The sequence below is a fragment of the Dokdonella sp. genome (assembly GCF_036518555.1).
Classification (GTDB): Bacteria; Pseudomonadota; Gammaproteobacteria; order Xanthomonadales; family Rhodanobacteraceae; genus Dokdonella_A.
The window spans coordinates 1-25,180 of sequence record NZ_DATDMY010000066.1 but is presented as its reverse complement, the minus strand read 5'-3'; the positions used below and the strand labels follow the sequence as shown (position 1 = coordinate 25,180).

The 25,180-nt window shown below is 70.4% G+C and carries 24 protein-coding genes; 11 read left to right on the top strand and 13 right to left on the bottom strand.

Going from position 1 to position 25,180, the window contains the following annotated elements; translation table 11 throughout:
- The coding region (locus VI238_RS04285; protein WP_331648809.1) for a hypothetical protein at positions 1 to 240 on the bottom strand (240 nt) is incomplete at its 3' end.
- A gap of 152 nt (positions 241 to 392) precedes the next feature.
- Here VI238_RS04285 and ggt point away from each other — a divergent pair.
- From ggt to VI238_RS04250, 7 genes are all read left to right on the top strand, one after another.
- On the top strand, positions 393 to 2,087 hold the full coding sequence (gene ggt / locus VI238_RS04280) for a gamma-glutamyltransferase (RefSeq protein ID WP_331648807.1): 1,695 nt from the start codon (positions 393 to 395) through the stop codon (positions 2,085 to 2,087).
- 80 nt (positions 2,088 to 2,167) lie between these two features.
- Complete coding sequence (locus tag VI238_RS04275; protein ID WP_331648805.1) at positions 2,168 to 2,800, top strand: ParA family protein; 633 nt, start codon at positions 2,168 to 2,170, stop codon at positions 2,798 to 2,800.
- A gap of 141 nt (positions 2,801 to 2,941) precedes the next feature.
- Entirely contained in the window at positions 2,942 to 3,421 is a 480-nt protein-coding gene (locus VI238_RS04270; protein WP_331648803.1) for a hypothetical protein, read from the top strand.
- A 120-nt stretch (positions 3,422 to 3,541) separates the two neighbouring features.
- Positions 3,542 to 4,015 carry a SixA phosphatase family protein gene (locus tag VI238_RS04265; RefSeq protein WP_331648811.1) on the top strand — a complete coding sequence of 158 codons (474 nt, stop codon included), beginning with the start codon at positions 3,542 to 3,544 and terminating at the stop codon, positions 4,013 to 4,015.
- Positions 4,016 to 4,034: 19 nt separating this feature from the next.
- The gene (locus VI238_RS04260; protein ID WP_331648801.1) at positions 4,035 to 4,637 is read left to right on the top strand and encodes a YceI family protein; all 603 of its coding nucleotides are present in this window, start codon (positions 4,035 to 4,037) and stop codon (positions 4,635 to 4,637) included.
- The gene (locus tag VI238_RS04255; protein ID WP_331648799.1) at positions 4,634 to 6,469 is read left to right on the top strand and encodes a phospholipase D family protein; all 1,836 of its coding nucleotides are present in this window, start codon (positions 4,634 to 4,636) and stop codon (positions 6,467 to 6,469) included. Before VI238_RS04260 ends, VI238_RS04255 begins: the two co-directional genes overlap by 4 nt.
- Positions 6,470 to 6,566: 97 nt before the next feature.
- A complete protein-coding gene (locus VI238_RS04250) occupies positions 6,567 to 7,145 on the top strand; it encodes a YkvA family protein (protein WP_331648797.1) in 579 nt (192 codons plus the stop codon).
- An 86-nt stretch (positions 7,146 to 7,231) separates the two neighbouring features.
- Here the strand turns inward: VI238_RS04250 and VI238_RS04245 are convergent, their stop codons facing one another.
- The 6 genes from VI238_RS04245 to VI238_RS04220 all read right to left on the bottom strand — a co-directional run bounded on the left by VI238_RS04245 (position 7,232) and on the right by VI238_RS04220 (position 13,728).
- On the bottom strand, positions 7,232 to 8,395 hold the full coding sequence (locus VI238_RS04245; protein ID WP_331648795.1) for an RDD family protein: 1,164 nt from the start codon (positions 8,393 to 8,395) through the stop codon (positions 7,232 to 7,234).
- A 50-nt stretch (positions 8,396 to 8,445) separates the two neighbouring features.
- Positions 8,446 to 9,720: an acetyl-CoA C-acetyltransferase gene (locus VI238_RS04240; protein ID WP_331648793.1), complete on the bottom strand. Its 1,275-nt coding sequence runs from the start codon at positions 9,718 to 9,720 to the stop codon at positions 8,446 to 8,448.
- Between the two features lie 76 nt (positions 9,721 to 9,796).
- A complete protein-coding gene (locus VI238_RS04235; protein WP_331648791.1) occupies positions 9,797 to 10,729 on the bottom strand; it encodes a class I SAM-dependent methyltransferase in 933 nt (310 codons plus the stop codon).
- A gap of 66 nt (positions 10,730 to 10,795) precedes the next feature.
- Positions 10,796 to 11,266: a GNAT family N-acetyltransferase gene (locus tag VI238_RS04230; RefSeq protein WP_331648789.1), complete on the bottom strand. Its 471-nt coding sequence runs from the start codon at positions 11,264 to 11,266 to the stop codon at positions 10,796 to 10,798.
- 19 nt (positions 11,267 to 11,285) lie between these two features.
- On the bottom strand, positions 11,286 to 12,686 hold the full coding sequence (gene ntrC / locus VI238_RS04225; RefSeq protein WP_331648787.1) for a nitrogen regulation protein NR(I): 1,401 nt from the start codon (positions 12,684 to 12,686) through the stop codon (positions 11,286 to 11,288).
- 13 nt (positions 12,687 to 12,699) lie between these two features.
- On the bottom strand, positions 12,700 to 13,728 hold the full coding sequence (locus VI238_RS04220) for a two-component system sensor histidine kinase NtrB (protein WP_331648785.1): 1,029 nt from the start codon (positions 13,726 to 13,728) through the stop codon (positions 12,700 to 12,702).
- Between the two features lie 159 nt (positions 13,729 to 13,887).
- On the opposite strand from VI238_RS04220, the gene VI238_RS04215 reads away from it, so the two are divergent.
- Both VI238_RS04215 and VI238_RS04210 read left to right on the top strand, forming a co-directional pair.
- Positions 13,888 to 14,238, top strand: a complete 351-nt coding sequence (locus tag VI238_RS04215; protein WP_331648783.1) for a BON domain-containing protein — start codon at positions 13,888 to 13,890, stop codon at positions 14,236 to 14,238.
- 47 nt (positions 14,239 to 14,285) lie between these two features.
- Positions 14,286 to 14,483, top strand: a complete 198-nt coding sequence (locus tag VI238_RS04210; RefSeq protein ID WP_331648780.1) for a CsbD family protein — start codon at positions 14,286 to 14,288, stop codon at positions 14,481 to 14,483.
- A 45-nt stretch (positions 14,484 to 14,528) separates the two neighbouring features.
- Here VI238_RS04210 and VI238_RS04205 read toward each other — a convergent pair whose 3' ends face one another.
- Positions 14,529 to 15,839 (bottom strand): sulfotransferase family protein, encoded by a 1,311-nt coding sequence (locus VI238_RS04205; RefSeq protein WP_331648778.1) that lies wholly within the window; start codon positions 15,837 to 15,839, stop codon positions 14,529 to 14,531.
- A gap of 144 nt (positions 15,840 to 15,983) precedes the next feature.
- Positions 15,984 to 17,393: a type I glutamate--ammonia ligase gene (gene glnA / locus VI238_RS04200; RefSeq protein ID WP_331648776.1), complete on the bottom strand. Its 1,410-nt coding sequence runs from the start codon at positions 17,391 to 17,393 to the stop codon at positions 15,984 to 15,986.
- A gap of 199 nt (positions 17,394 to 17,592) precedes the next feature.
- Between glnA and VI238_RS04195 the strand changes: the two genes are divergently transcribed.
- Positions 17,593 to 18,378, top strand: a complete 786-nt coding sequence (locus VI238_RS04195; RefSeq protein ID WP_331648774.1) for an undecaprenyl-diphosphate phosphatase — start codon at positions 17,593 to 17,595, stop codon at positions 18,376 to 18,378.
- A 66-nt stretch (positions 18,379 to 18,444) separates the two neighbouring features.
- On the opposite strand, the gene VI238_RS04190 is transcribed toward VI238_RS04195, so the two are convergent.
- From VI238_RS04190 to VI238_RS04175, 4 genes are all read right to left on the bottom strand, one after another.
- Positions 18,445 to 19,410, bottom strand: a complete 966-nt coding sequence (locus tag VI238_RS04190; RefSeq protein WP_331648772.1) for a hypothetical protein — start codon at positions 19,408 to 19,410, stop codon at positions 18,445 to 18,447.
- Between the two features lie 68 nt (positions 19,411 to 19,478).
- Entirely contained in the window at positions 19,479 to 20,792 is a 1,314-nt protein-coding gene (locus VI238_RS04185; RefSeq protein ID WP_331648770.1) for an aspartyl/asparaginyl beta-hydroxylase domain-containing protein, read from the bottom strand.
- 58 nt (positions 20,793 to 20,850) lie between these two features.
- Complete coding sequence (locus VI238_RS04180) at positions 20,851 to 21,483, bottom strand: YbhB/YbcL family Raf kinase inhibitor-like protein (protein WP_331648768.1); 633 nt, start codon at positions 21,481 to 21,483, stop codon at positions 20,851 to 20,853.
- Between the two features lie 77 nt (positions 21,484 to 21,560).
- The gene (locus VI238_RS04175; RefSeq protein ID WP_331648766.1) at positions 21,561 to 23,636 is read right to left on the bottom strand and encodes a tetratricopeptide repeat protein; all 2,076 of its coding nucleotides are present in this window, start codon (positions 23,634 to 23,636) and stop codon (positions 21,561 to 21,563) included.
- Between the two features lie 113 nt (positions 23,637 to 23,749).
- Between VI238_RS04175 and VI238_RS04170 the strand changes: the two genes are divergently transcribed.
- A partial coding sequence (locus tag VI238_RS04170) for an AAA family ATPase (RefSeq protein ID WP_331648764.1) occupies positions 23,750 to 25,180 on the top strand: 1,431 nt, incomplete at its 3' end.

Sequence of the window (25,180 nt, the reverse complement as noted above, 5' to 3'; positions counted from 1 at the left end):
CAGCATGCCCGGCGACGGTGCGTCCGGGCCCATCTTCGCGCCGCCTGCGATGACGAAGCCGGGCGCGTAACCGATGCCCCCATCCGAATGCGCGAGCGTCGTGCCCAGAGGCAGCAGCGGCCTGGTCTGCACGACGTTCGGCGCGACCTCGACCTCGGCATGCACGGGCACTCGCCACGAGACCCAGGCGGCCTGTGTCGGACCGGCCAGCATTGCGAATACCACGAGCCAGCGCTTCATGGTGGACTCCGTCGACGACGACGCGGCTCAGTCTAGCGCACATCACGCGCGCCGTACTTTTTCCCAATGTGAATCCGGCGCAGATCGGAGGCCGGGCATTTTCGCGGGCCGCCGCGCGTCGTATGCTCGGGGTCCCGGTTCGGGAGCATGCCATGCGTTCGATAGTCTTCGCGCCTTTGCTGTTCGCAGCTGCCGCCGTCCACGCCGGCGACCGCATCACGGGTGCGCCGTTCGCGACGCGCTCGGAGGTCATCGCCGCGCACGGGATGGTCGCGACCTCGCACCCGCTCGCAACGCAGATCGGCCTCGACGTGCTCAAGCAGGGCGGCACGGCGATCGACGCCGCGATCGCGGCCAACGCTGCGCTCGGCCTCATGGAGCCGGTGTCGAACGGCGTCGGAGGCGACCTGTTCGCAATCGTCTGGGACGCGAAGACGAAGAAGCTGTACGGATACAACGGCTCGGGCCGCTCGCCGAAGGCGCTCACGCTGGAGTGGTTCCGGCAGAACGGATACACGGCGATTCCGCCCCTCGGGCCGCTGCCGGTCAGCGTGCCCGGTTGCGTCGATGCCTGGTTCGCGTTGCACGACCGCTTCGGCAAGCTGCCGATGAAGGACGTGCTGGCGCCCGCGATCGCGTACGCGCGCGACGGATTCCCGGTCACGGAGCTCATCGCGTACTACTGGAACCTGTCCGTGCCGCGGCTGGCGAAGTTCCCGGGCTTCAGCGAGCAGTTCACGCGGGGCGGCAAGGCGCCCGCGAAGGGCGAGGTCTGGAAGAACCCGAGCCTCGCGCGCACGCTCGAAACCATCGCGAAGGGCGGCCGCGACGCGTTCTACAAGGGTGCGATCGCGCACGTGATCGCCGACTACATCAAGGCGCAGGGCGGATTCCTCGCCTACGACGACCTCGCCGCGCACAAGGGCGAATGGGTCGAGCCGGTGTCGACGAACTACCGTGGCTACGACGTCTGGGAGCTGCCGCCGAACGGTCAGGGGCTCGCCGCGCTGCAGATGCTCAACATCCTCGAGGGCTACGACTTCTCGAAGATCCCGTTCGGCAGCGCCGAGCACGTGCACCTGTTCGTCGAGGCGAAGAAGCTCGCATTCGAGGACCGTGCGAAGTTCTACGCCGACCCGGATTTCGCCAAGGCCCCGATCGAGGGGCTCGTGTCGAAGGCATACGCGGCCGAGCGACGCTCGCTGATCTCGCCGGACCACGCGATGAAATCGGTGGAGCCGGGGACGCCCAGGCTCGACGGCGACACGATCTACCTGACCACCGCGGACCGCTGGGGCAACATGGTCTCGCTGATCCAGTCGAACTATCGCGGCATGGGTTCGGGCATGTCGCCGCCGGGCCTCGGTTTCATCCTGCAGGATCGCGGCGAGCTGTTCGTGCTCAAGGAGGGCCACGCGAACACGTACGCGCCGGGCAAGCGTCCGTTCCACACGATCATTCCCGCGTTCATCACCAAGGATGGCGAGCCCTGGCTCAGTTTCGGCGTGATGGGCGGCGACATGCAGCCGCAGGGCCACGTCGAAATCGTGCAGAACCTGATCGACTTCCACATGAACCTGCAGGAGGCCGGCGACGCGCCGCGCATCCAGCACGAAGGCTCGACGTCGCCCGAGGGCCAGGCCGAACCGATGCGCGACGGCGGTTTCATCGACCTCGAATCCGGCTTCCCGTACGAAACCGTGCGCGCCCTGATGCAGAAAGGACACAGCGTGCGCTTCGCGAACGGCCCGTACGGCGGCTACCAGGCGATCGGCTGGGACGCGAAGAACCGCGTCTACGTCGGCGCCTCGGAGGGTCGCAAGGACGGCCAGGCCGCGGGGTACTGACGCCCCGCGCCACCCGCGTTTTGCGCGGGCGTGCACGAGGTGTAACCTTTCCGCCACTTTGCGTACCGGCGGAGGCGTTCATGCTGAAGGTCCTGGTGGCGAGTTCCAAGGGTGGCGCCGGCAAGAGCACGCTCGCGACCAACCTTGCCGCGTACTACGCGGTCGACGGCAAGAACACCGTGCTCGTCGACGCCGACCGCCAGGGTTCCTCGCTGCGCTGGAGCGAAAAGCGCGCGGCCCACGCGAATGCCGTGCTCGGCATCTCCGGCCTGCGCCGCGACTGGGAGAAGCAGGTTCCCGACGATGCGCAGCGCGTCGTCATCGACAGCGCCGCGGGCATCCGCCCCGGCGAGGTCGGCGACTGGCTCGAGAGTGCGGATGTCCTGATCGTGCCCGTGCTGCCGTCGGCGATCGATCTGGAGGCGACGCAGCCGTTCCTCGCCGAAGTCGGTGCGCTGCCGCGCGTGAAGAAGGGCAAGGTCGCGGTCGGCCTGGTCGCGAACCGGCTCAAGCCATGGACCAACGCCTCGCAGCTCGCCGTCGAGGAAATCAAGGGCTTTCCGTTCCCGCTCGTCGCCGAACTGCGCGACACGCAAGGCTACGTGCTCGCCAATGCGCTCGGGAAGAGCATCTTCGACTATCACTCCGAAAGCGTGCGTTCGCACCAGGAGGACTGGGCGAAACTGCTGCGCTGGTTGAAGAAGCACGCCTGAGCACGCGCGAACGCACCGGGATGGTGCGCGCGGCACGCCTACCCGGCTTTGCACGTCTTTGCAGCGCAATGGTCGGCGCCGCGTGGCGTCGCGCGTTGTGGACCCGTGCGGCCGACGTGGCCGCAGCGAGGAGTACCACCGATGCGCCACATCCTTCCCCTCCTGTTTGCCCTCGCCGGCCTCGCCGGCAGCGCCTGCGCCGCCGATGCGCCGGGCGGCGCGCCCGACCGTGCCGCGCGGCGCGCCGAGATGGAGCAACGCTTCCTCGACCGGGTCGACGCGAACCACGACGGCACGGTCAGTCGCGCGGAGTACGCGACGTGGGTCGACGCGCGATTCGCCCGCCTCGACGGCAACGGCGACGGCCGCGTCGACGCGGACGAGATCGCCCGCTCGCCGGAAACGGCCGAACGCGTGCGCAAGCGCGCCGTGCGTTTCGTGAACCGCTACGACTCGAGCGGCTCGGGCAGCGTCAGCAAGGCCGACTTCGAGGCGAAGGCCATGGCACGCTTCGATCGCGTCGCCGGCGGGGCGGACACGGTCGAGGCGGGGCGACTGCTGCCGCGCCGCGGCTTGCCCGGTCGCCGTGGGGGCGGCGCAGCCGACGGCGACGGCGGCTGACGGCGCATTTCTTGTGGCGGCCGGCACGCCGGCGGTGGCCGGCCGCGGCGCCCGCTTGACCTGCGCGGGCACGAATGCGGCATGATCGCGTAACGGACCTTGGAGGGATGGCCGATGACGATGCGCGAAATCATCCTGCTGCGCCATGCGCATGCGGAAGCCGCTGCGCCTGGCGAGGATGACGCCGGCCGACCGTTGAGCCTGCGCGGCGAGGCCGAAGCGGACGCCGCCGGTGCGTGGCTCAAGCAGCACGCGGCCGCGCCCGCGCGCGTGCTGAGCTCGCCGGCGACGCGCACGCGCGCGACCTGCGAGCGCGTGCTCGCCTCGCTGGGCTACGTGGACCTGCGCTTCGAACCGCGTATCTACGACGCGACGCCCGCCACGCTGGTGCGCGTGCTCGACGACCACGCCGATGCGGACACGGTGCTGCTCGTCGGCCACAACCCCGGCCTCGAGACGCTCGTCGCGCTGCTTACCGAGGGGACGTCGGATTCCGGCCGCGGAATGCCACCGGGCGCGGTCGCCTGGCTCACCTTGCCGGCCGGCTCGATCGAGCCCGGGACCGCGCGCGTGCGCCACTTCTGGTGGCCGTGACGCCCGCGCAATGGTCGGCGTGCACGCCCTGCTGTTCGGCTGCGCCCTGCTGGGGGGCACCGGGCCGGCTCTCGCGGGCGACCCGCCGCGCAGCGAGATCATCCACCTCGATGCGACGCGGTCGGAGGTCGGGTTCCGCGTGAAGGTGCTGTGGCTGCTCGGCGTGCGCGGGCATTTCGGCGACATCGACGGCAGCGTCCGCCTCGATCCGTTCCGCAACGAACTGCGCGTCGACGCACGCATCGGCGTCGCCAGCGTGCGCATGAGCAGCACGTCGTACGAGGAATGGGTCAAGTCGCCCGAGTTCTTCGACGCCGCGGCGCATCCGCAGATCGAGTTCTCGTCGGAACCGTTCCCGCGCGCGCGGCTGCGCGCGGGCGGCGAGTTGCCCGGCGAGCTGACCGTGCGCGGCGTTCGCCAGCCGGTCCGGTTCGACCTGCAGCCGGCCGAATGCGACCGGCCGGCCTACGACTGCCCGATCCGCGTCAACGGCGCGATCCGTCGCTCGACGTTCGGCATGGGCTCGCATCGCGGCACGCTCGCCGACAAGGTCGAACTCGACTTCACGGTGTACGCGGTGCCGCCGCAGCGTGACGTCGCGGCGCCTCCGACGCCGGGATGAAGCGGTTGCTGCGTGCCGATGCGCGCGGCGCCGCGTGGGCGCTGCTCGCCGCCACGGCGTTGCTTGCCGGGTGCGGCCTCAACCGACCGCTCGCGCGGCGGGCGGACGCGATCGTCGCCGCGGCGCGGCCCCAGGCGACCGACTGCACGCGCGAAGACCGCTGCGCGATCGACTCCCCTTACCATGATCTCGCCGCGCAAGCGCGCGCCGGCACCACGGCCGACGCGCCGGTGCACTACGTCGACGTGATCGAACGCGGCGAGGATTCGCTGCTGCTGCGCGTGCACCTGATCCGCGCCGCTCGCCGCAGCATCGACATCCAGACCTTCATCTGGGCCGACGACGATGCGGGCTGGCTCGTGCTCGAGGAGCTCGTCGCGGCGGCGCGGCGCGGCGTGCGCGTGCGCGTGCTCGCCGACCAGCTGTTTTCGCTCGACGACGTCGAATGGCTCGCGCACGTCGCGCGCGCGCACGCCAACCTCGAGTTCCGCCTGTACAACCCGACGTTCTCCGACGCCATCACGCAACCGCTCGAGTTCGCCGCCAGCGTGCTGTGCTGCTTCTCGCGCTTCAATCAGCGCATGCACAACAAGCTCATGCTCGTCGACGGCGAGATCGGGATCGCCGGCGGGCGCAATTACGAGAATCGCTACTTCGACTGGGACCAGGAGTTCGACTATCGCGACCGCGACGTGCTCGTGATCGGCCCGGCCGCGGGCGCGGAGATGCAGGCGTCGTTCGATCGATTCTGGGCCCACCCGCGCGCGGTGCCGCTGACGCGGCTCAACGACGTCAACCGCCGGCTCGTCGCCGACGGAGGCCGCGACCCGCCGCTGCAGCCGCGCAGCAGCATCGACCGCGAGCGCATCGAAGCGTTGCGCGCGCGCGCGACGGATCCGGCCTACCTGAGCGGGCAGTTCGTCGCGCGCACGCTGCGAGTCGGGCGCGTCGACTACTTCTCGGACGCGCCGGACAAGGCAGCACGACCGGACGACGCCGCGCTGCTCGCCCTCACGTCGCGCATCAGCGGACTGCTCCGCGGCGCGCAGCGGCGCGTCGTGTTCGAGACGCCGTACCTCGTGCTGAGCCGGCGCGCGCGCGAGGTATTCGAGGAACTGCACCGGCGTTCGCCCGCGGTCGACGTGCTGGTCTCGACCAACTCGCTCGCCGCCACCGACGCGTTCTACGTCTACGCGCTGTCGTACAAGTACAAGAAGCGCTACCTCAAGCGCTACGGATTCGAGATCCACGAATTCAAGCCGTTCCCGGACGACGCGCCGGAGTTCGTCGCGAACTACGACCGCCTCGTCGGCGGCGGCAACAGCGGCCGCTACCAGCGCTACGGCCGCGCGCCGCTCGTGCGCGGCGGCGTGCGACTCGGCCTTCACGCGAAATCGCTCGTCATCGACGACCGCATCAGCCTCATCGGCTCGCACAACTTCGATCCGCGTTCGGACGACTACAACACCGAGTCCGGCTTCATCATCTACGACGCCGAAGTCGCCGCACGCGTGCGCGCGTCGATCGAACGCAACGCGGCGCCCGGCAATGCATGGACGATCGCCCGGCGCCAGCGGGACGGCTTGTTCGGGCGCCTCAACAACGCGATCGCGGACCTGTCGACGGCGTTGCCGCTGTTCGACCTGTGGCCGTTCCGCTACGCGAGCAGCTTCGATCTCGCGCCCGGCTGCGAGCCGTCGCGACCGGGCTCGCCGGGGTTCTACGCCTGCCACGTCGACGTCGGCGACTTCCCCGAGGTCGACCTGCCGCTGAAGACGATCTACACGCGCATCGTGACCGCCTTCGGCGCCGGCCTGGTCGGCATCCTGTAGGCATCCGCGTCCGCATGCCGAGTGCGCAAGCGCGGCGATTGACGCCCCCGGCCGGGCTGGCTAGTCTTCCCGTCCGCTTTTCCGTTGGAGCCGATCCATGTCGCTCGCCATCACCATCGAGCTCGGCGATGCCGACCTCCAGCATTTCATCGACGCCATGCAGCGCTCGCAGCAGGAGGCGAAGAACCTTTCGCCCCAGCAGATCGCCGAAGCGGCTTCGCGATTGCTCGTCGACGGCCACGCGAACAAGCTGCCTCAGTTCATCGCCGATCGCCTGCAGAAGCTCGACAGCATGATCGCGATGGTCAACGACGACGGCTTCGCGCTGCCGGAAGAGGACAAGCAGCGCGTGCTCGCGTGCCTCACCTACTTCGCCAACCCGCAGGACATCATTCCCGACCACGTGCCCGTGCTCGGTTTCCTCGATGACGCGATCATGATCGAGCTGTGCGTGAAGGAACTGCAGCACGAGATCGAGGCGTACGAAGATTTCGTCGCCTATCGCAGGCAGGAAGCCGCCGCTCACGGGGTCGATCCCGCTTCGCTGAAGACGCGGCGCGTCGAGTGGGCCGAGGCCCGCCGCCTCGAACTCATCGACCGCATGCGCAAGCGCCGCGGCCAGAGCTACCAGAGCTCGGGCGGCTGGCGGCCGGTACTGTTCTCGTTCCGCGGCTGATCGGCGCGGGCGTACGCGTCGTCGGGCCTGCTCGCCCGGCCGGCGGGCCGCCCGTGCGAGCGGTGGCCGCCCGCGCTGACTCGCCGTCAGCGGTTGAGCGAGTCGAGCGCGCCCGGCAACATCGCGATCGCGAACAGGATCGCGGCGACCGGCAGGCCTAGCAGCACGATGTTGACGAGCCATGCCCACCACGGCATCGGCGGCCGCACCGAGGGCGCCGGCTGGCCCGGCTGCACCTCCCGGAACACGACGAGCGTCGACGCCATGAGGTCGTGCAGCGCCTGCTTGCGCTCGGTGAAACCCGCCATCAGGAAGCCGACGTAGAAGATCGCGCCGGAGACGATCTTGCCGAAGTAGCGCCCCGTTGCGCGTCCGAAGCCGATGCGCGCACCGACTTCGTCGACGACCTTGAGGCCGAGTGCGCGCTTGCCCGGCGTCGCCTGCATCGCGCTGCTCTCGAACAATGCGAAATACAGCCATTGGCCGATGAACGCGAACGCGAAGAACAGCAACATCGAGCCGATCATCGTCGACAGCGCCGCGCCTGCGTCGCCCGCGGACACGATACCGCCGACCGCGCCGATGCCGACGGCGACCTGCACCGCGCCCATCACGAGCCCGATCAGCAACCCGTCGACGAGCGTCGCCGTCAGTCGGCGCCAGAAACCCGCATGGATCGCCGCGCCCGCGGGCAGCCGCTGCGGCGCCGCCGCGGTCGGTGTCGCCACCGCGGCGAGATTGTGCCCGTAGTCGGCCTTCGAGGTCGGCCGGTGCGCACGCGTGGTGTCGCGCGCCGCCAATGCGTTCGCGTCGAATGCCGGCGCAGGTGGCTCCGCGGGGGCCGCCGCCACGGGCGCACTGAGTTCGGTGTATGGGCGCCAGGCGGAGGTGCCGACCTCGGCCACCGACAGGCGCGTCGGCCACAGTCCGCGCTCGACCCGGTCGTCCACGAACACGCGCGGCATCGGGCCGCGCGGCGTGTTGGCGAGCACGACGAACAGGTTCGCGCGCTCATCCGGAGCGCAGACTTCGGCCTCGGCCCCGATCGCAGCAATGCCGGCCTGCAGCGTCTGCAGCTTGCCGAGGTCGTCGCCCTGCTTGATCGCGAGCGGCGCGCGCGCGACGAGCTGCGCGCGCAGCTTGTCGAGGTCCATGCGGAAATACGCCGCGAGCGCCGGCCATACGGCCTCTTCCGCGTGCCCCGGCAGGATCTCGCCGGTGAGGACCAACGCGTAGGTGCTGTTTTCCATCCCTTCCCTCGCTTGCGGCCGCGGGCGGACGCGCCGACGTCCACGCCAGTCTAAGGCCGTTCGAGGATCGCGGTGACACCCATGCCGCCGGCCGTGCAGACGGAGATGAGGCCGCGACCGCGCCCCTTTTCCTCGAGCAGCTTCGCGAGCGTCGCGACGATGCGCGCGCCGGTCGCGGCGAATGGATGGCCTGCCGCGAGGCTCGAGCCGTTCACGTTGAGCCGGGCCGGGTCGATCGGGCCGAGCGGGCGCTCGAGTCCGAGCCGGTCCCTGCAGTAGTCGGCCGATTCCCAGGCGCGCAGCGTGCACAGTACCTGCGCAGCGAACGCCTCGTGGATCTCGTAGAAGTCGAAGTCCTGCAGGCCGAGGCCGGCGGCGGCGAGCATGCGCGGCACCGCCACCGTCGGCGCCATCAGCAGTCCCTCGCCGCGCACGAAGTCGACCGCGGCCACCTGGGCGTGGGTGAGGTAGGCCTGTACGGCGAGACCGCGCGCGGCCGCCCAGTCGTCGCTCGCGATGAGTACCGCGGCGCTGCCGTCGGACAGCGCGGTCGAGTTGCCCGCGGTCAGCGTGCCGTGGCCGGAGGTGCGGTCGAAGGCGGGCTTGAGCGCGGCGAGCTTCTCAAGCGACGTGTCGGGCCGCAGGATGTTGTCGCGGTCGACGCCTCGGAACGGCACGACGAGGTCCTTGAAGAAGCCGCGCTCGTAGGCCGCGGCGAGCTTGCGGTGGCTGTCGAGCGTGAGGCGATCCTGCTCCTCGCGGCCGATGTGCCACTCGCGCGCCATGAGTTCGCAGTGCTCGCCCATCGACTTGCCCGTGCGCGGTTCGGCGACGCCCGGGAACGACGGCTTGAGGTCGCCGAACGAGAAGCCCTTGAACGCGACCTTCGCCTTGTCGGCGGGCGTCTTCGCGCGATTGACCGCGAGCAGGCGCTGCTGCAGCGCGCGCGAGTAGACGATCGGCACGTCACTCGTGGTGTCGGCGCCGCCGGCGATGCCCGCTTCGATCTGGCCGCTCGCGATCTTCTGCGCGATGAGGATCGCGTTGTCGAGCGACGTGCCGCACGCGCGCGCCGTGGTGAGGCCGGGCGTGGTCGGCGCGAGCCCGGACGACAGCGTCGCCTCGCGGGCGAGGTTCCAGTCCGACGCATGCTTGATGACCGAACCGTAGGCGACCTCGCCGAGCTCGACGCCGTGCAGGCCGAAGCGCTCCACCAGCGCGCCGAGCGTCTTGACCGCCATGCCGAAGTTGCCGACCTCGGCATAGGCCGTGTTGTTGCGGCAGAACGGGATTCGCACGCCGCCGATGATGCCTGCCCGCTTCAAGTTGTCTCCCTCGTCCGTCGGCGGATTCCGCCCGCGTCCCGGCCCGATTGTATGACGTGGCGGTGTCGCGCGCGCCTCAGCCGAGCGCGGCCGGCAGCGGCCCCCAGTGGGCCTCGTTGTGACGCCAGAGTTCGCGGTACCAGACGCGGAACATCGCGATCTCCTCGCCGCGCGAGTCATCGCCGAGCGCGTCGATCATCGCCTGCGGATGCAGGCCTTCGCCCGTCACGCGGATCATCGCGTCGAACAGCTCGGTCCACAGCGGCGTGTAGGCGATGCGTCCGGCGTCGCGTGCGAGGCGCGCGCGCTCCGCGGCCGCATCCCGCGCACCGCCGCGCTTCATCGCGACGCTTTGAACCCACGGCGAATCGGTGTACATCTGCAACAGCTCGAAACCGCAATGCTCGAGGAAGATGCGCACTTCCTCCGGCGTCGAGAACTGGTTGCGCGCCACGTCCTTGCGCTGGCTCGGATCGGCGTCGCGATACTGGCCCACCTCGAGCGCGAAGCGGCGCCAACCGACCGCGTGCGCGAGGTTCCACGTATCGAAGAACAGCAGGCCACCCGGCTCGAGCACGCGGGCGAGTTCCTCCAGGTAGAGGAGGAAGTCCTCCTTGTCCATGTGGATGAACACGGCGACGCAATAGGCCTTGCTGAAGCGACCCGAGGCGAGGCCCTCGAGGCGACTGCGTCGCAACTCGGTGAAACCGACGTTGGCGAAGCCCGCGAGCCGCTCGCGCGCGACGCCGAGCATGTTCGCCGAGATGTCCGCCCCTTCCCAGTGCGCGACCCCGGGCGCGAGCTCGCGGCCGATGCGGCCGACGCCGCAACCGAGTTCGAGCACGCGGTCCGCCGGCTCCAGCGCGAGCGCGCAGGCGACCTGTCGCGCGGTGTAGGCGCCGGTGAGGCGGGCCACGTCCTCGCTCGCGCTGCCGTCGACCGCGATGAACGCACCGGTCTTCGTGCTCGCCTTGTTGTCCCAGAATGACTTGTAGTTCTTCGCTTCCATCGCGCTGGTCGGTCGCCGCCGCATGTGAGGGGGCGATGATGGTAATGCATCGGGCGGCGCGGGGCCTCAGGGCCCGCCCGCGCCGGGCAGCTCGTACAGGCGGTAGGCGGTCTCGGACATGCCGAGCGCAGCGTAGGTCGCCTGCGCCCGCGCGTTGTCGCGCTCGACGTACAGGCGCAGGCCGATCGCCGCCGCGTCGGTGGCGAGGCGCTCGCGCACGGCGTCGTACAGCGCACGGAACACGCCGCGGCGGCGCGCTCCCGGCACGACGTAGACGCTCTGCAGCCACCACCAATCGCCGTTGCGCCAGTCGCTCCATTCGTACGTGACGAGCAGGCAGCCGAGCGCTGCGTCCGCGTCTTCGCACACGAGGTAGAAGCCGCGGCGCCGGTCGGCGAACACGCCGGCGATGCCGCGCTCGAGTACGCCGCGGTCGAGCCGCTTGCGCTCGGTCTCGAGCGCCATCGCCGCGTTGCAGTCGGCGAGGAAGGCGAGATCGCCGACGACGGCCTCGCGTACGTGCAACGGTGCGGACATGCGTAGCCTCTCCTCGCGTTCAGGTGCGCCGGCGGCGCGAGCTGCCGAGCTTGCGCGTCATCGTATTGCGGCCGAGCCCGAGCGCGTTCGCGGCGTTCCCGCGATGGCCGCCGTGGGCGGCCAGCGCCGCGTCGAGCAATACGCGCTCGAGCACCGCGCTCGCTTCACCGTACACGCCGGTGGTGCCGGCGGCCAGGCGCGCCTCGGCCCAGCGACGAAGCGCGGCGTCCCAACCGACCGGCTCGCCCGCCCCGCCATCGGCGACGATCGCCTGCGGCAGGTCGGCCACGCCGATCTCACGCCCCGGCGCGAGCACGGCGAGTCGTCGGCAGAGGTTCTCGAGCTGGCGCACGTTGCCGGGCCAGGAATGGCCGCGCAAGGCACCGAGTGCGGCCGGCGTGAAATGCTTCGGCTCGCCGCCCGCGAGTGCGACTGCGCGCGCGAGGAAGTGTTCGGCCAGCAGGGGCACGTCGTCCGCGCGCGCACGCAGCGGCGGCACTTCGAGGCGCACGACGTCGAGGCGGTGCAGCAGGTCGGCGCGGAACTCGCCGCGCGCGACGTTCGCATCGAGGTCCTGGTGGGTCGCCGCGATCACGCGCACGTCGGCGCGGATCAGCTCGCGCCCGCCGACGCGGTAGAACTCGCCGGCGGCGAGCACGCGCAGCAGGCGCGTCTGCAGCGCGAGCGGCATGTCGCCGATCTCGTCGAGGAAGAGCGTGCCGCGCTCGGCCTGCTCGAAGCGCCCGGCGTGGCGGCGCACGGCGCCCGTGAAGGCGCCGGCTTCGTGGCCGAAAAGCTCCGATTCGAGCAGCTCGCTCGGCATGGCCGCGGTGTTGAGCGCGACGAACGGTTGCCCCGCGCGCGCGCTTTCGCGGTGCAGCGCCCGCGCGACGAGCTCCTTGCCGGTTCCGGTTTCGCCCGTCACCAGCGCGCCGAGCCCGCTCGCGGCGACGCGACCGATCGCCCTGAACAGTTCGCGCATCGCCGCGCTGCGCCCGATCAACTCGTGGTCGGCGTAGTCGGCCGCCACTGCCGCGGGCGCTCCGGCCGGATGCTGGGCGAGCGCACGCCGCGCGGACGCGATCGCCTGGTCGAGGTCGAACGGCTTGGGCAGGTAGTCGAATGCCCCGAGTCGATACGCCGACGCGGTGGTGGCGACGTCGGTGAATGCGCTCATCACGATCACGGGCAGGCGTGGATGCTGCGCGACGATGCGCTCGAGCAGCTTGAGGCCGCTCGCGCCGGCCATGCGCACGTCGGTGAACACGAGGTCCGGGCTCGCCTCGGCGAAGGCCGCGAGCGCCGCCTCGGCGTCGCCGAATTCGCGCGCTTCGAAGCCGGCCTCGCGCAGCGCCGCGGCGAGAACGAGACGCACCGCGCGATCGTCGTCGACGATCCAGGCGACCGGCGCCGCACTCATGCCGTGGCTCCGTTCATTCATCCACCGGCAACAGCAGGCTGAACACGGTCGCGCCGGGCCGGCTCGCGTGGCCGAGTTCGCCACCGTGCTCGCGCGCGATTTCGCGTGCGAGCGCGAGGCCGAGGCCGCTGCCGTCGGCCCGCCCGGAAACGAGCGGCTCGTACAGCGTGTCCGCGAGCTCCGCCGGCACGCCACGGCCATCGTCGACGACGTCGATGCGTGCGGCCAGGCGCACCGCGCGCTCGCCGATGCGCGCCGCATGCTCGGCTCGCGTACGCAACACGAGTTCGTGCGCGCCGGCTTCGAGCGCGTTGCGCACGAGGTTGAGCAGCGCCTGCAGCAGCCGGTCGGCATCGACGCGCACCGCGGGCAGGCTCGGGTCGTAATCGCGCCGCAGGCGCAGCGGTGCGTCCGAGGCCGTCGCGAGCGCGGCCACGCGCTCGACGACCTCGTGCACGTTCACGCGCGCGAGACGTGGCTTCGTCTCCGCGTGCAGGAGCCGCCCCGACAGGCTCGCGAGGCGGTCGACTTCGGCGATGATGAGTGCGGCGAGTTCGCGCTCGTTTGCGTCGAGTCGACGGTGCAGCAGTTGCGCCGCGCCACGCATGCCCGCGAGCGGCCCCCGCACCTCGTGGGCGAAGCCGCGCAGGGACTCGGACAGGCGCGTCGCCGTGGTCGGCTCGGCCGCGACCGGCAGTACCTCGAGCAGCAACGCCCGCGCGTCGAGCGGCGTGAGCGCGATGTCGGCACCGCGATCGCCGGTCGCCGTGCGAAGGCGCGCTTCGCGCAGCCATACGCGCCGCTGCTCGGCGAACGCGCGCTCACCCGCTTCGCCGAGCAAGGGCGGACGCGCGTCGAGCAAGGTCAGCGAGGTGCCGCGCCAGGCGCGACCGGCCGCGCCGCCGAGCCATTCGTGCATGGCCGGGTTCACTGCGACGAGCCCGTGGCCGCGCTCGACGACCGCCATCGGCGTGGCGGCGTGTTCCGACAACGCCCAGCCGGACGGCAGGAGGAGCGGTGCTGCGGGGTCCGCGGGGCTCATGCACCATTGTAGTGCATCGAACGGACGTCGCCAGCCTGAATCGCAGCCGCACTGAAAATTTCGTTATTCATTCGATAGTTGGGATGCGGCCCCTAGGGTTTGCCCACGACCCACCGGGATCGTCGCGCCGACCTGGCGCGCAACGAGAGGAGGTATCCCATGAACACGCAGACCTACCGTTTGTCGACCCTTGCGCTCGCGACGCTGATGGCCATCGGCGGCGCCGGCCTTGCCACCGCCGCCGAAGCGCCGGCGACGCCGAACAATGACAACGCGATGAAATCCGACCAGCCGATCACCGACACCTGGATCACCACCAAGGTCAAGTCGGAACTCGCGACGACGGACGGCGTGAAGAGCATGGACATCGACGTCAAGACCGTCGACGGCACGGTCACCCTGACCGGCGTGCTCGCGAACGACGTCGCGGTGCAGAAGGCGGTCGCCGCCGCGAAGAGCGTCAAGGGCGTCAAGACCGTCGACTCGAGCGGCCTCAAGTCGCGCAACTGACGCGCGCGCGGCACACCGTTCCCATCCACCAACACAGGAGAAGTGCAATGAACGAGGACAAGATCAAGGGCCAGTGGAAGCAGCTCGCCGGCAAGCTCAAGGCGAAGTGGGGCAAACTGACCGACGACGACCTCAAGGTCGCCGAGGGCAACAGCGAATATCTGGCCGGTCGTATCCAGGAGCGCTACGGCGTCGCCAAGGATGAAGCCCAGCGGCAGATCCGCGAGTTCGACAGCACGCTGTAACGGCTGCAGCAAGGACGACGGGGCGGCGCTTGCGCCGCCCCTTTTTCATGGCCGGCTGCGCAGCGCCTCGTGCAACGCCGCGAGACGGCCGCCGTAGGCGGCCGCGCGCGCCGTATCGCGGCGCAGCGGCTGGCGCACCTGCGCGGCGCTCGGCGTTCGTACGCCGCGCTCGGCGGCATGGAATGCGAGACATGCGGGGTCCCAGTCGAGCGCGCATGCATCGAGCAGCGCGCGGATCTCCGCGTCCGGATCCTGCAGCAGCCGCTCGTGATCCTGGCGATATACATGCGTGCGATGGAGCCAGGTCCAATCGCGCATGAGCGCGTCGTAGCCGCGCCAGTAGGCGCCGAGATCGGCGAGGTCGTAACTGTAGTCCGCCTGCCGCGGCGCGAACAATTGCTTGTAGCACGCCCAACACGTTTCGAGCGGGTCGCGTCGGCAGTCGACGATCTTCGCCGCAGGCAACATCGCCCGGATCGCACCGACGAGCATCCAGTTCGCGGGCAGCTTGTCGGTCGAACGCGGCCTGCGCATGCGCCAGCGGCGCGTGCGCGCGAGGTAGTCGCGGCCGAGTCGCTCCCAATCGGCCGGTGTCGCGTCCGCGGTCCAGCGCGGGAATCCGAGCCCCCGGCGCTGCCCTTCCGCGGCGATGACGGCGGGCAGGTCGGGCAGCTCGCTCGCGCCCTCGACCTCGGGATGGGCCGCGAGGATTTGCTCGACGAGCGTCGTGCCCGAACGCGGCAGCCCCACCACGAAGACGATCTCCGCGCCGAGATCGGCCGGCGCGCCCGCGGGCGGCGTCGCGAATGCGGAACGCAGGTTGGCGACCTGCAGCGCGTAGTTCGATGCGCTCCAGGCCGCCGTGCGGCGGCGCTGCGCATTGGCGGCGGCGAACGCGGCGAACGCGTCGTCGAGGCGCCCGCGGTCCTCGTGGACCTTGCCGAGCGCGAACTGGAGCACCATGCGCTGCTCGGCATCGATCGCCGGATCGCGCACGAGTCGCTCGAGCGCGACGACTTCGTCGTCCGTGAGCGACACGACCTTGAGGTCCACGAGGCTGAACCAGCCTTGGCATGCGCGCGGTCCGCCCGCCCGTGCGAGCGCCCGATACTGCGCGGCGGCCTCGCCGGTGCGACCGAGCGCCTGCAAGTTGCGCCCGAGCAGCAGGCGCGCGACCTCGTGGCCGGGGCACAGGTCGAGCAGGCGCTCGCTCGCCGCGATCGCGTCCGCATGCAACGCGAGCTGGTCCGCGTGCATGGCGAGGCGCAACCAGGCGTCGGCATCGCGCGGCGCGCGCGCGCAGGCGTCGCGCAACCGCGCGAGCGCATCGGGGCTGGCTCCGTCCGGCGAATTCATCGTGTCGTCGCGCGCGGGTGCTGTCGCGTAGGGCGATCGACGTAGGCTAGCAGCATCGCGTCGGGCCGGGGGTCCCGTTGCGCGCCGCGACACGCTGCCGAAGCGCGAGCAGGCGCCGGCGCCTCGCAGCGCCGGCGCCGAGCCTCAGATCGCGTAGTACATCTGGTACTCGAGCGGATGCGTCGCCGCGCGGAAGCGCGTGACTTCCTGCATCTTGAGGTCGATGTACGCGTCGATGAGGTCGTCGCTGAACACGCCGCCGGCCTTGAGGAAGCCGCGATCCTTGTCGAGCGCCTCGAGTGCCATGTCGAGCGAGTGGCACACCGTCGGGATGTTCTTCTCTTCCTCGGGCGGCAGGTCGTACAGGTCCTTGTCAGCCGGCGCGCCGGGGTCGATCTTGTTGAGGATGCCGTCGAGGCCGGCCATCATGAGCGCGGTGAACGTGAGGTAGCCGGACTGCATCGGATCGGGGAAGCGCACCTCGATGCGGCGCGCCTTCGGGCTGTGCACGAACGGGATGCGGCAGCTCGCCGAGCGGTTGCGGGCCGAGTACGCGAGCATGACCGGCGCCTCGAAATGCGGCACGAGGCGCTTGTAGCTGTTGGTCGTCGCATTGGCGAACGCGTTGATCGCGCGCGCATGCTTGAAGATGCCGCCGATGTAATACAGCGCGGTCTGCGACAGGCCGCCGTAGAGGTCGCCCGCGAACAGGTTCTGGCCGCCCTTCGACAACGATTGGTGCACGTGCATGCCGGAGCCGTTGTCGCCGACGATCGGCTTGGGCATGAACGTGACGGTCTTGCCGTTCTGGTGCGCGACGTTCTTGATCACGTACTTCATCGCCATCAGTTCGTCGGCCTTGCGCACGAGCGTGTTGAAGCGCGTCCCGATCTCGCACTGGCCCGCGGTCGCGACTTCGTGATGGTGCACTTCGACGGTCATGCCGACCTGCTCGAGCACCTTGCACATCTCGCTGCGCAGGTCCTGGAACGAATCGCCCGGCGGCACCGGGAAGTAGCCGCCCTTGACGCCCGGGCGATAGCCGGAGTTGCCGCCCTCGAATTTCGCCGACGACGACCAGTGGCCCTCCTCCGACTCGATCTCGAAGAAGGTCTTCTGCATGTCGTTCTGCCAGCGCACGCCGTCGAAGATGAAGAACTCGGGCTCGGGGCCGAAGAAGGCGGTGTCGGCGATCCCCGTCGACTTGAGGAACGCTTCGGCGCGCTTGGCGACCGAGCGCGGATCGCGCGAGTAGGCCTGCATCGTGCTCGGCTCGAGCACGTCGCATTGCAGGACGAGCGTCTTGTCGGCCATGAACGGATCGATGAACGCGGCATCGGCGTCGGGCAGCAACACCATGTCCGATTCGTTGATGCCCTTCCAGCCCGCGATCGACGAGCCGTCGAACATCTTGCCGTCCTCGAACAGCGATTCGTCGACCGCGTGCGCGGGGAAGGTCACGTGGTGCTGCTTGCCGAGCATGTCGGCGAAGCGCAGGTCGACGAACTCGACCTCGTGTTCCTTGATCATTTCGAGCACGTTCTGGGCGGGCATGGCGGGGCCTCGGCAAGGGAAAGGACGGCCAGTTTTTGCAACGGTCATGCCAACCCGCGCTAGCGCGATCTGATGCGCTTCTCCGGCGCTGGCTGCGTCTTCTTGCACCACGATGGTGCGCCATGCGACCTGCCATGCGCCAACATGGCGCAGTTGCGCACGCCGTACAATCCGCGTTCCCTCCCAGCGCCTCCCGTCCGTGAGCGATCTCACCAGCCCCGTCCTGCTCGGCCTCATCGAAGGCATCACCGAATTCCTGCCGATCTCAAGCACCGGCCACCTGCTCGTCGCCGAGCACTGGCTCGGCGCGCGCTCGGACCTGTTCAATGTCGTGATCCAGGCCGGCGCGATCCTCGCGGTCGTGCTCATCTACCGCGAGCGCCTGTGGCGCCTCGCCTGCGGCCTCGGCGAGCGTTCCGAGCGCGACTACGCGCTCAAGCTCACGGCCGCATTCCTCATTACCGCCGCGCTCGGATTCGCCGCGACCCGGCTCGGCTTCAAGCTGCCCGAATCGATCACGCCGGTCGCCTGGGCACTCGTGCTCGGCGGCATATGGATGCTCGGTGCGGAGTGGTTCGCGGCGCGCCGCCCCGAACGCAGCACGATCACCTGGACCGTGGCGATCCTCGTCGGCCTCGCCCAGGTCGTCGCCGGCGTGTTCCCGGGCACCTCGCGCTCCGCCGCGACGATCTTCGTCGCGATGCTCGCGGGCACCGGCAATCGTGCCGCGGCGACCGAGTTCGCGTTCCTCGTCGGCATTCCGACCATGTTCGCGGCGAGCGGATATGAGCTGCTCAAGACGCTCAAGGGCGGTGGCGCCGCGCACGAGGACTGGGCCGCGCTCGCCATCGCCTTCGTCGTGTCGGCCGTGACCGCATTCGTCGCCGTGCGCTGGCTGCTCGGCTACATCCGCACGCGACGCTTCACGCCGTTCGCGATCTACCGCATCGTGCTCGGCCTCGCGCTGCTCGCGCTCGCGACCTGACGCCCGCCCCGATCGGGTCCGGCAGCCGCGCGCCGGATGCGCGCGCCTCGCGCCGAACCCTGCGGCCTAGCGCGCGTCATTGCTCGCCTGTTCGCGGCAGCGCGCCAGCTGGTCAGGGCCGTCCCACGCGGCTTCGACGACGTCGAAGCCCCGCGGGCGTCCGAATAACGCCCGCAACGTCGCCCGATCGCGTTGCAGGCAGGCGAAGCGCGCGTAGCTGTTGTAGTTCCACGCATCGGGGAACTCGGCGAGGATCTCCTCGAAGCCGTCGCGCATGTCGGGCCAGCTCACCGCCGAACGGCGGAACAGGTCCGTTTTGAGGTCGCTCTGGGCGACATACCAGTAGATCCGCGCATAAAGCATCTTTCCAGCGCGTTCGTCCCGTCCTCGCATGACGGTGCGCGCGTAGCGCTCGATTTCGAAAAGGTCTCCATGCCACCTCGGCAGGTAGTAGGTGACCGCTTCGAAATAGATGGGGTAGTAATCCGGAAAGGCCGCGATCGCCCGGGCGAACATGCGCTCGAACTCGTCCGGCTGCCCGCCGCGCTCCACGCGCTGGATGGCGAGCATTTCCATGTACCAGTTAGGATCGACGGCTGCCTCCGATCTGATCTGCACCAGATACCGCTTCGCCTTCGCAATCTGCTTGTAGAACGCCTCGAACTTCGCCGGCGAAACCGTCGAAGCGTAACCGCCGCCACGGTAGAACCAGGCGCGGTTGTGCAATATCGACGCAAGCGCGATCTTCCCGGTGGGAGACTTCGGGTACCGGTCGATCCAGCGCTGCGCCGTGGCCTCGAGCGCGTCCCACGCCGCATCGTCCTTCGCCTTGCGCGAGTTCGCGACATCGTCGATGCCGTTGAACACCAGACCAATCACCCACAGGCCACTCGAGGTGCGCAGGCGGCGTTCGCGCGCCGCATCCGCGACGCTTTCGATCGAGGCGAAATCTCCCGACGAGAACCAGCGGCCCACGCTGTCGCTGATTGCGGCACGCTGTTGGAGTTCCGGTCCCGCGAGCAGTGCGTCCACGTCGGCGCCGTGGACCAGGCCTCCGAGCGCCGATAACAGCAGCGCTGCGCAGCGCCGCGCGAACGCCCTCACAGGCCAGCCGCCCGGTTGAAGTCGCCGATGCCGCTGATCAGCGCCGTGATCGCCTCGCGTTCGATCTCGTCGAGATGCGGGTTCCATGCGTCGAGCAGCATCACGACGCGGGTCGCGTCGCTGCGGTTCCAGGCCTCGTGCTCGAACGTATCGTCGAAGCTGAAGCAGCGGCCTTCCTCCCAGCGCAACAACTGGCCGGCGACGGCGAGCGCGAGATCGCCCTTCGGCACGACGAGTGGCAGGTGCGTGACGACGCGCGTATTCGTCACGCCGCGATGCGGGAGGATGTGCGAGCCGGGCGTGAGCACCGAAAAGCAGACCTCCGGCGAATGCTCGCGGATGCGGCACAGCGGCAGCGTGTCGAGCAGCGCGGCGGTGCGCGGGCAGCGGGCCGAGTTGGCGTCGTTGCGCACGCCGTGGCGGAAGAAGAAGAACGCGTCCCAGACCGGCTTGTCGCGATCGTTGCGCAGGTGCGCGGCGAGCGGAGCCTCGTCGTCGAAGTGGCCGAGGAACGGCTCGAAGCCGCTGTCCGTGGAGAGCACCGCGCGCATCTCCTCGCGGATCGTCGCGGTGTGGGCCTCGAGCGATTCGTACCAAGGAAACAGCGCGCGCTCGAACACCGGCGTCGTCGGCAGGCCGGGCACGTAGAAGAACGTGGGGCGCTGGCGCGGATCGGGGTAATCGGGCTGGAGTTCATCGAGGTAGATCGCGAGGCCGCGGCCGACGCGCGCGAGTGCGCTGTCGCCATGGCGTTCGCGCAGAGGCGCCAGCAGCGCGGCGAACGCCGTGCGCCGTCCGGCCGCGACGGCGCGCATCGCATGCTTCACCAGGGGCCGCAGTGCCGCGTCGGTCGTCGCATCGCTGAGCCACAGGCCGCGCTCCTGCGCGTGCATGATCGCGCCGAAGTACGCCGGCAGCGCCTGCACGTGACGGCCGCGCGCCTCGAGCACCTCGCCGAGGCGCAGGCGCGCCACGTACAGCCGGGGGGCGAGGCGCACCGCTTCGGCAAGCGCCGCTTGCGCCTCCTCGAGGCGACCGAACTCGCGCTGCAACACGCCGAGATTGGTCAGCGTGGTGGTGTCCTGCGGATGCGCCGCGCGCGCGCGGGAGAGCAACTCGAGCGCGGCATCGGCCTGGCCACGGCCGTGGGCGCAGATCGCGAGGAAGTTCAACGCGTCGACGTCCTCGGGGCGCTCGCGCAGCAGGGCGTCGAACGCGCGCTCGGCTTCGGCGACGCGGCCCTGCGCGACGAGCGCAAGCGCCGCCTCGCGCCGTCCGTCGGCGGCCATGGGTTCCGAAGTGGTGGTCATGTCGTCGTACCCTGCGCGGAAACCGCACATGCTAGCAGCGCACGCGAACGCGCGTCCGTCAGCGCCGCAAGCCGACGCTCAGCGTGTAGGTGCCGGTCAGCTCGGCCTCGGCGAGGACGTGGCCGGACATCGCGTCGCGCAACTGCGCGAGCGAGAACCCGCTGCGCAGGCCGAGGCTGTCGACGTCGAGCGCATGCACGCGGAAATGGTAGTGATGCACGCGCTCGTCGTTCCACGGCGGGCACGGACCGTCGTAGCCGAGGTAGTCGCCGGCCATCTCGGCGTCGGCGGCGAACCATCCGGTGTAGTCGTTGAGCCCCTGGCACGAGCCGGCGGGCCCCGGCGGCGTGCGCTTGCCGTGCGCGACGACACCGTCGCTGCAGCTCGCGTGCGCGAGCTCGCGGCAAGCGGCCGGGATGTCGGCGATGAGCCAGTGCACGAAGTCCGTTCGCGGCAACGCTGCGGGTACGCGCCGCCCGGGCCGGTTGACGTCGTCGCCGCGCGTGGGCACGTCGCTGTCGATGCAGGTGATCGCGAACGAGCGGGTCGCGGCCGGCACGTCGTCCCAGGCCAGATGCGGGCTGCGGTTCGCGGACAGCACGCACGGCTCCGCGTCCTCGCCGGGGCGGCCGAACGCGCACTCGTCGGGAATCGGCTGCATGTCGCGGAAATCATCGCTGCGGATACGCACGAGGCACCTCCGGCCCGCAGTATCGCCCACGTTCGCGCGAGCGTCACCGGGTGCGCCACCCGGCGATCGGGGTCGATTCAGCCGGCGAGCCTGGCGAACGGCGCTGCCAGCGCATCGCGATAGCGCTGCCAGTGCCCGGCCGGGAATCGCACGGGCAGGCCACCGAGGCTGCGCGTCATCGAAGCGAACTGCGCTCCCGGTTCGAGCGCGCCGAGACCGAGGAAACGCGCGAGCGCGTCGCCGGCGCCGGCGGGATCCTCGAGCAACGCATCCGCGGCGACGACGAGACGGCGCGGAGCGGCGAGCGTGTCGCCGTGGTGAAGATGCCGGCGTGCGCGCACGAGCCATTCGGCCGCGCCGTCGACGTCACTGCAGGGGAAGCCGCGCGCCCAACCGAACGCGAGCCAGTTCAGCAGCGCGTCGCGTGGATCGCGTTCGACGAGGACGATGCGCGCGCCCGGCATCGCCCGATGCACGAGCGCGAGCAGGTGGGCGTCCCAACGCGGCAGCCAGTCGACGATCGGCCGGTCCATCGCGATGCCGGCCGCGTGCAACGGCGCGAGCCACCGCTCGCGCAAGGCGTCCCGCGCCGCGGCGTCGAGTTCGCCGCAGTAGTGCTGGAAGCGCGGCTGTGAGAAATCGTCGGCGCGCGCGGTCGGGCCGATGCGATCGCGCAGCACGGTCAACCCTGGCTGGTCGGCGAGCAGCGCGGCGACGCGCTCGACGCCGCTGCCGGGCGTGCCGAGGAGCAGCACGGGTGCGTGCGCCCACGGCGCCTGCGCCGGTTCGGCGAGTGCGACGTCGAGCTGAGGGTTCGGATCGGCGAGCGCGGGCACCGCGATCGGCGAACCGCGCTGCGCCTCGGCGAAGCAGCGCACCGCTTCGACCGCCTCGCCCGCGCGGTCGTGCAGCCGGCCGAGGTAGTTCCAGCGCAGGCGGGCCTGGCCTTCGGTGAGGTCCTGCCGGTCGAGCGCGTCGAGCATCGCGCGCGCGCCGTCCGCGTCGCCTTCCCGCAGGCGCGCCCGCGCTCGCACGAGGCGCATTTCGGGCTCCTCGCGGGCCGCGAGCACGATGCCGGCGTGCGCTTCGGCCGCCTCGAGTTCGCCGAGGTACTCGGCGGCCATCGCGAGCCGGCTGCGCGCGAGCAGGTCGGCCGGGTTGCGGTCGAGCAGTTCCTTCCACACCAGCGCGGCCTGCGGCAGGCGGCCGGCCAGACTCAGCAGGTCGGCGCGCGCGGCTTGCACGTCCTCGTCGGGCGAGATCGCGATGCACGCATCGTAGGCTTGGATCGCCTCGTCGATGCGACCGAGCCTCGTGAGGCACCAGGCGAGCGCGCGCGCCGGCATCGGCTGCGCAGGCTCGGCCGAGAGCGCGGCGCGATACGAAGCGACGGCGTCGTCGTAACGGCCATCGGCGCGCGCGACATCGGCCATGCCGACCTGCGCGGCGATCTCGAAGCCGGGGACCCCGAGCAGCTCGCGGTACTGCGCGTCGGCTTCGGCGCGCCGACCCGCCTTGAGCAGCAGCGCGCCGAGCCATGGGCGCGCCTGGTGCAGGTCGGGCTTGAGGCGCAGCGCGTTGCGGAACGCCTGTTCGGCGAACGCGGGCGTGTCGCGCCGTGCGAACGCCTGGCCGAGCATGAGCTGGATCATCGCGTCGTTCGGCGCGAGGTCGGCGGCGCGACCGAGGTGGCGCAGCGCCGCGTCGAGCTCGCCGCGCTCGAGCAGCAGGCCGCCGAGGCCCGCGAGGGCGTGCGGTTCCTCGCCGTTGCGCAGCGCGGTGCGGAAGTGCTGTTCGGCGACCGCCTGCTCGCCGCGCATGAGCGCGAGCTGGCCGAGGCCCGCATGCGCGCCGGCAAGGTTCGGATCGAGCGCGAGCGCCGCGTGGAAGCGGCGGCGGGCCGCCTCGTGGTCGCCTTCGCGAAAGTCCATCGAGGCGAGCGTGAGTTCGATCGTGGCGTCGTCGGGCGCGAGCGCGTGCGCGCGCGCGAGCAGCGCGCTGCCTTCAGGGGTGTCGCCGAGCTGGTAGCGCAGCATGCCGAGCAGGTGCAACGCCTCGACATCGTCCGGTTGCTCGGCGAGGCGGGCGCGGTAACCCCTCTCGGCCTCGTCGAAGCGGCCCTGGCGATGCTGGTCGATGGCTTCTTTGAGCATGCGTACGTCGTCGTGCAGGTGGCGGAAGGCGCCTGCCGCGGCGCCGGACCGCCGATTATGCCGCATCCGGCCATGCTAGGCTTTCGTGTTTGGAGCCAGGCACCGCGCCGACCGTGAGCCGCAACCAGGACCTCGCCACCCTGCTCAGGGCCCGTACACCGCTGCTGCTGGTCGAATCCGCCGACGAGAACGGCGTGATCGAAGGGTTCCGCCACGCGATCGCGCAAGCGCTGCGGCCGTTCTGGCGCTGGAGCATCACCGGCGGGCTCGAGCGCCTCGACCTCGATCTCGACGGGGACGACGAGGCGTCGATGCGCGAGGCGCCCGACGCGAGCCTGAGCCTGCAGGCGATCAAGCGCACGCCCGTGGCCGGCGTCTACCTGCTGCTCGATTTCCAGCCGTACCTGCGCTATCCGATGACCTTGCGCCTGCTGCGCGAGATCGTGCAGCGCCAGGAGTCGGCCGAGCACACCCTCGTGCTCGTAGGCGCCGGCATCGAGCTGCCCGAGGAGCTTGCCGCCGTCGCGACGCGCTTCGAGTTCGCCCTGCCCGACAAGGACGCGCTCGCCGCGATGCTGCGCGAGGAGGCGTTCCGCTACTCGCGCGACCACGACGGGCGCCGCGTCGAGGTCGACGCCGAGGCGGCGCGCGCGATCGTGCGCAACCTCGTCGGTCTCCCATTCGACGATGCGCGTCGCATCGCGCGCAAGCTCATCTACGACGATGGCGCGATCAGCCCCGCCGACCTGCCCGAACTCGCGCGCGCGAAGCACGCCCTGCTCGATCGCGACGGCCTGCTCCACTTCGAATACGAGACCGCGCAGTTCGCGCGCGTCGGCGGACTCGCGCGGCTCAAGCAGTGGATCGCACAGCGGCGCGCGGCGTTCCTCGGCGAGAAGCAGAGCATCCGTCTCGACCCGCCGAAGGGCGTGCTGCTGCTCGGCGTGCAAGGTTGCGGCAAGAGCCTCGCCGCGAAGGCGACCGCGGGCGGCTTCGGCGTGCCGCTCGTACGCCTCGACTTCGGTTCCCTCTACAACAAATACCACGGCGAGACGGAACGCAACCTGCGCGACGCGCTCAAGAACGCCGAATTGCTCGCGCCGTGCGTGCTGTGGATCGACGAAATCGAGAAGGCGCTGTCGACCTCCGGCGACGACGACGGCGTGTCGCGTCGCGTGCTCGGTTACCTGCTGACCTGGATGGCGGAACGCAAGGCGCCGGTGTTCCTCGTCGCGACCGCCAACGAGGTGCACCAGCTGCCGGCCGAACTCCTGCGCAAGGGTCGCTTCGACGAAACGTTCTTCGTCGACCTGCCCGACGTGGCGACGCGCGCCGAGATCTTCCGCCTGCATCTCGCGCAGCGCGGCCTCGACCCCGCGGCATTCGACCTCGATGCGCTCGCCGCGGCGAGCGACGGCTATTCCGGCGCGGAGATCGAACAGATCGTCGTCGCCGCACTGTACGCGGCGGCGGCGGCGAAGCACGACTCGCCGACGCAAGCGCAGCTGCTCGCCGAGTGCGCCGCGACGCGGCCGTTGTCGGTG

Excerpts from the sequence above, each read along its gene's own strand:
- VI238_RS04250 (WP_331648797.1), top strand. The coding sequence starts at position 6,567 with ATGTCGCTCGCCATCACCATCGAGCTCGGCGATGCCGACCTCCAGCAT.
- VI238_RS04230 (WP_331648789.1), bottom strand. The coding sequence starts at position 11,266 with ATGTCCGCACCGTTGCACGTACGCGAGGCCGTCGTCGGCGATCTCGCC.
- VI238_RS04270 (WP_331648803.1), top strand. The coding sequence starts at position 2,942 with ATGCGCCACATCCTTCCCCTCCTGTTTGCCCTCGCCGGCCTCGCCGGC.
- VI238_RS04185 (WP_331648770.1), bottom strand. The coding sequence starts at position 20,792 with ATGACCACCACTTCGGAACCCATGGCCGCCGACGGACGGCGCGAGGCG.
- VI238_RS04205 (WP_331648778.1), bottom strand. The coding sequence starts at position 15,839 with ATGAATTCGCCGGACGGAGCCAGCCCCGATGCGCTCGCGCGGTTGCGC.
- VI238_RS04245 (WP_331648795.1), bottom strand. The coding sequence starts at position 8,395 with ATGGAAAACAGCACCTACGCGTTGGTCCTCACCGGCGAGATCCTGCCG.
- VI238_RS04235 (WP_331648791.1), bottom strand. The coding sequence starts at position 10,729 with ATGGAAGCGAAGAACTACAAGTCATTCTGGGACAACAAGGCGAGCACG.
- VI238_RS04210 (WP_331648780.1), top strand. The coding sequence starts at position 14,286 with ATGAACGAGGACAAGATCAAGGGCCAGTGGAAGCAGCTCGCCGGCAAG.
- VI238_RS04220 (WP_331648785.1), bottom strand. The coding sequence starts at position 13,728 with ATGAGCCCCGCGGACCCCGCAGCACCGCTCCTCCTGCCGTCCGGCTGG.
- VI238_RS04215 (WP_331648783.1), top strand. The coding sequence starts at position 13,888 with ATGAACACGCAGACCTACCGTTTGTCGACCCTTGCGCTCGCGACGCTG.
- VI238_RS04255 (WP_331648799.1), top strand. The coding sequence starts at position 4,634 with ATGAAGCGGTTGCTGCGTGCCGATGCGCGCGGCGCCGCGTGGGCGCTG.
- VI238_RS04265 (WP_331648811.1), top strand. The coding sequence starts at position 3,542 with ATGCGCGAAATCATCCTGCTGCGCCATGCGCATGCGGAAGCCGCTGCG.
- ggt (WP_331648807.1), top strand. The coding sequence starts at position 393 with ATGCGTTCGATAGTCTTCGCGCCTTTGCTGTTCGCAGCTGCCGCCGTC.
- ntrC (WP_331648787.1), bottom strand. The coding sequence starts at position 12,686 with ATGAGTGCGGCGCCGGTCGCCTGGATCGTCGACGACGATCGCGCGGTG.
- VI238_RS04275 (WP_331648805.1), top strand. The coding sequence starts at position 2,168 with ATGCTGAAGGTCCTGGTGGCGAGTTCCAAGGGTGGCGCCGGCAAGAGC.
- VI238_RS04175 (WP_331648766.1), bottom strand. The coding sequence starts at position 23,636 with ATGCTCAAAGAAGCCATCGACCAGCATCGCCAGGGCCGCTTCGACGAG.
- glnA (WP_331648776.1), bottom strand. The coding sequence starts at position 17,393 with ATGCCCGCCCAGAACGTGCTCGAAATGATCAAGGAACACGAGGTCGAG.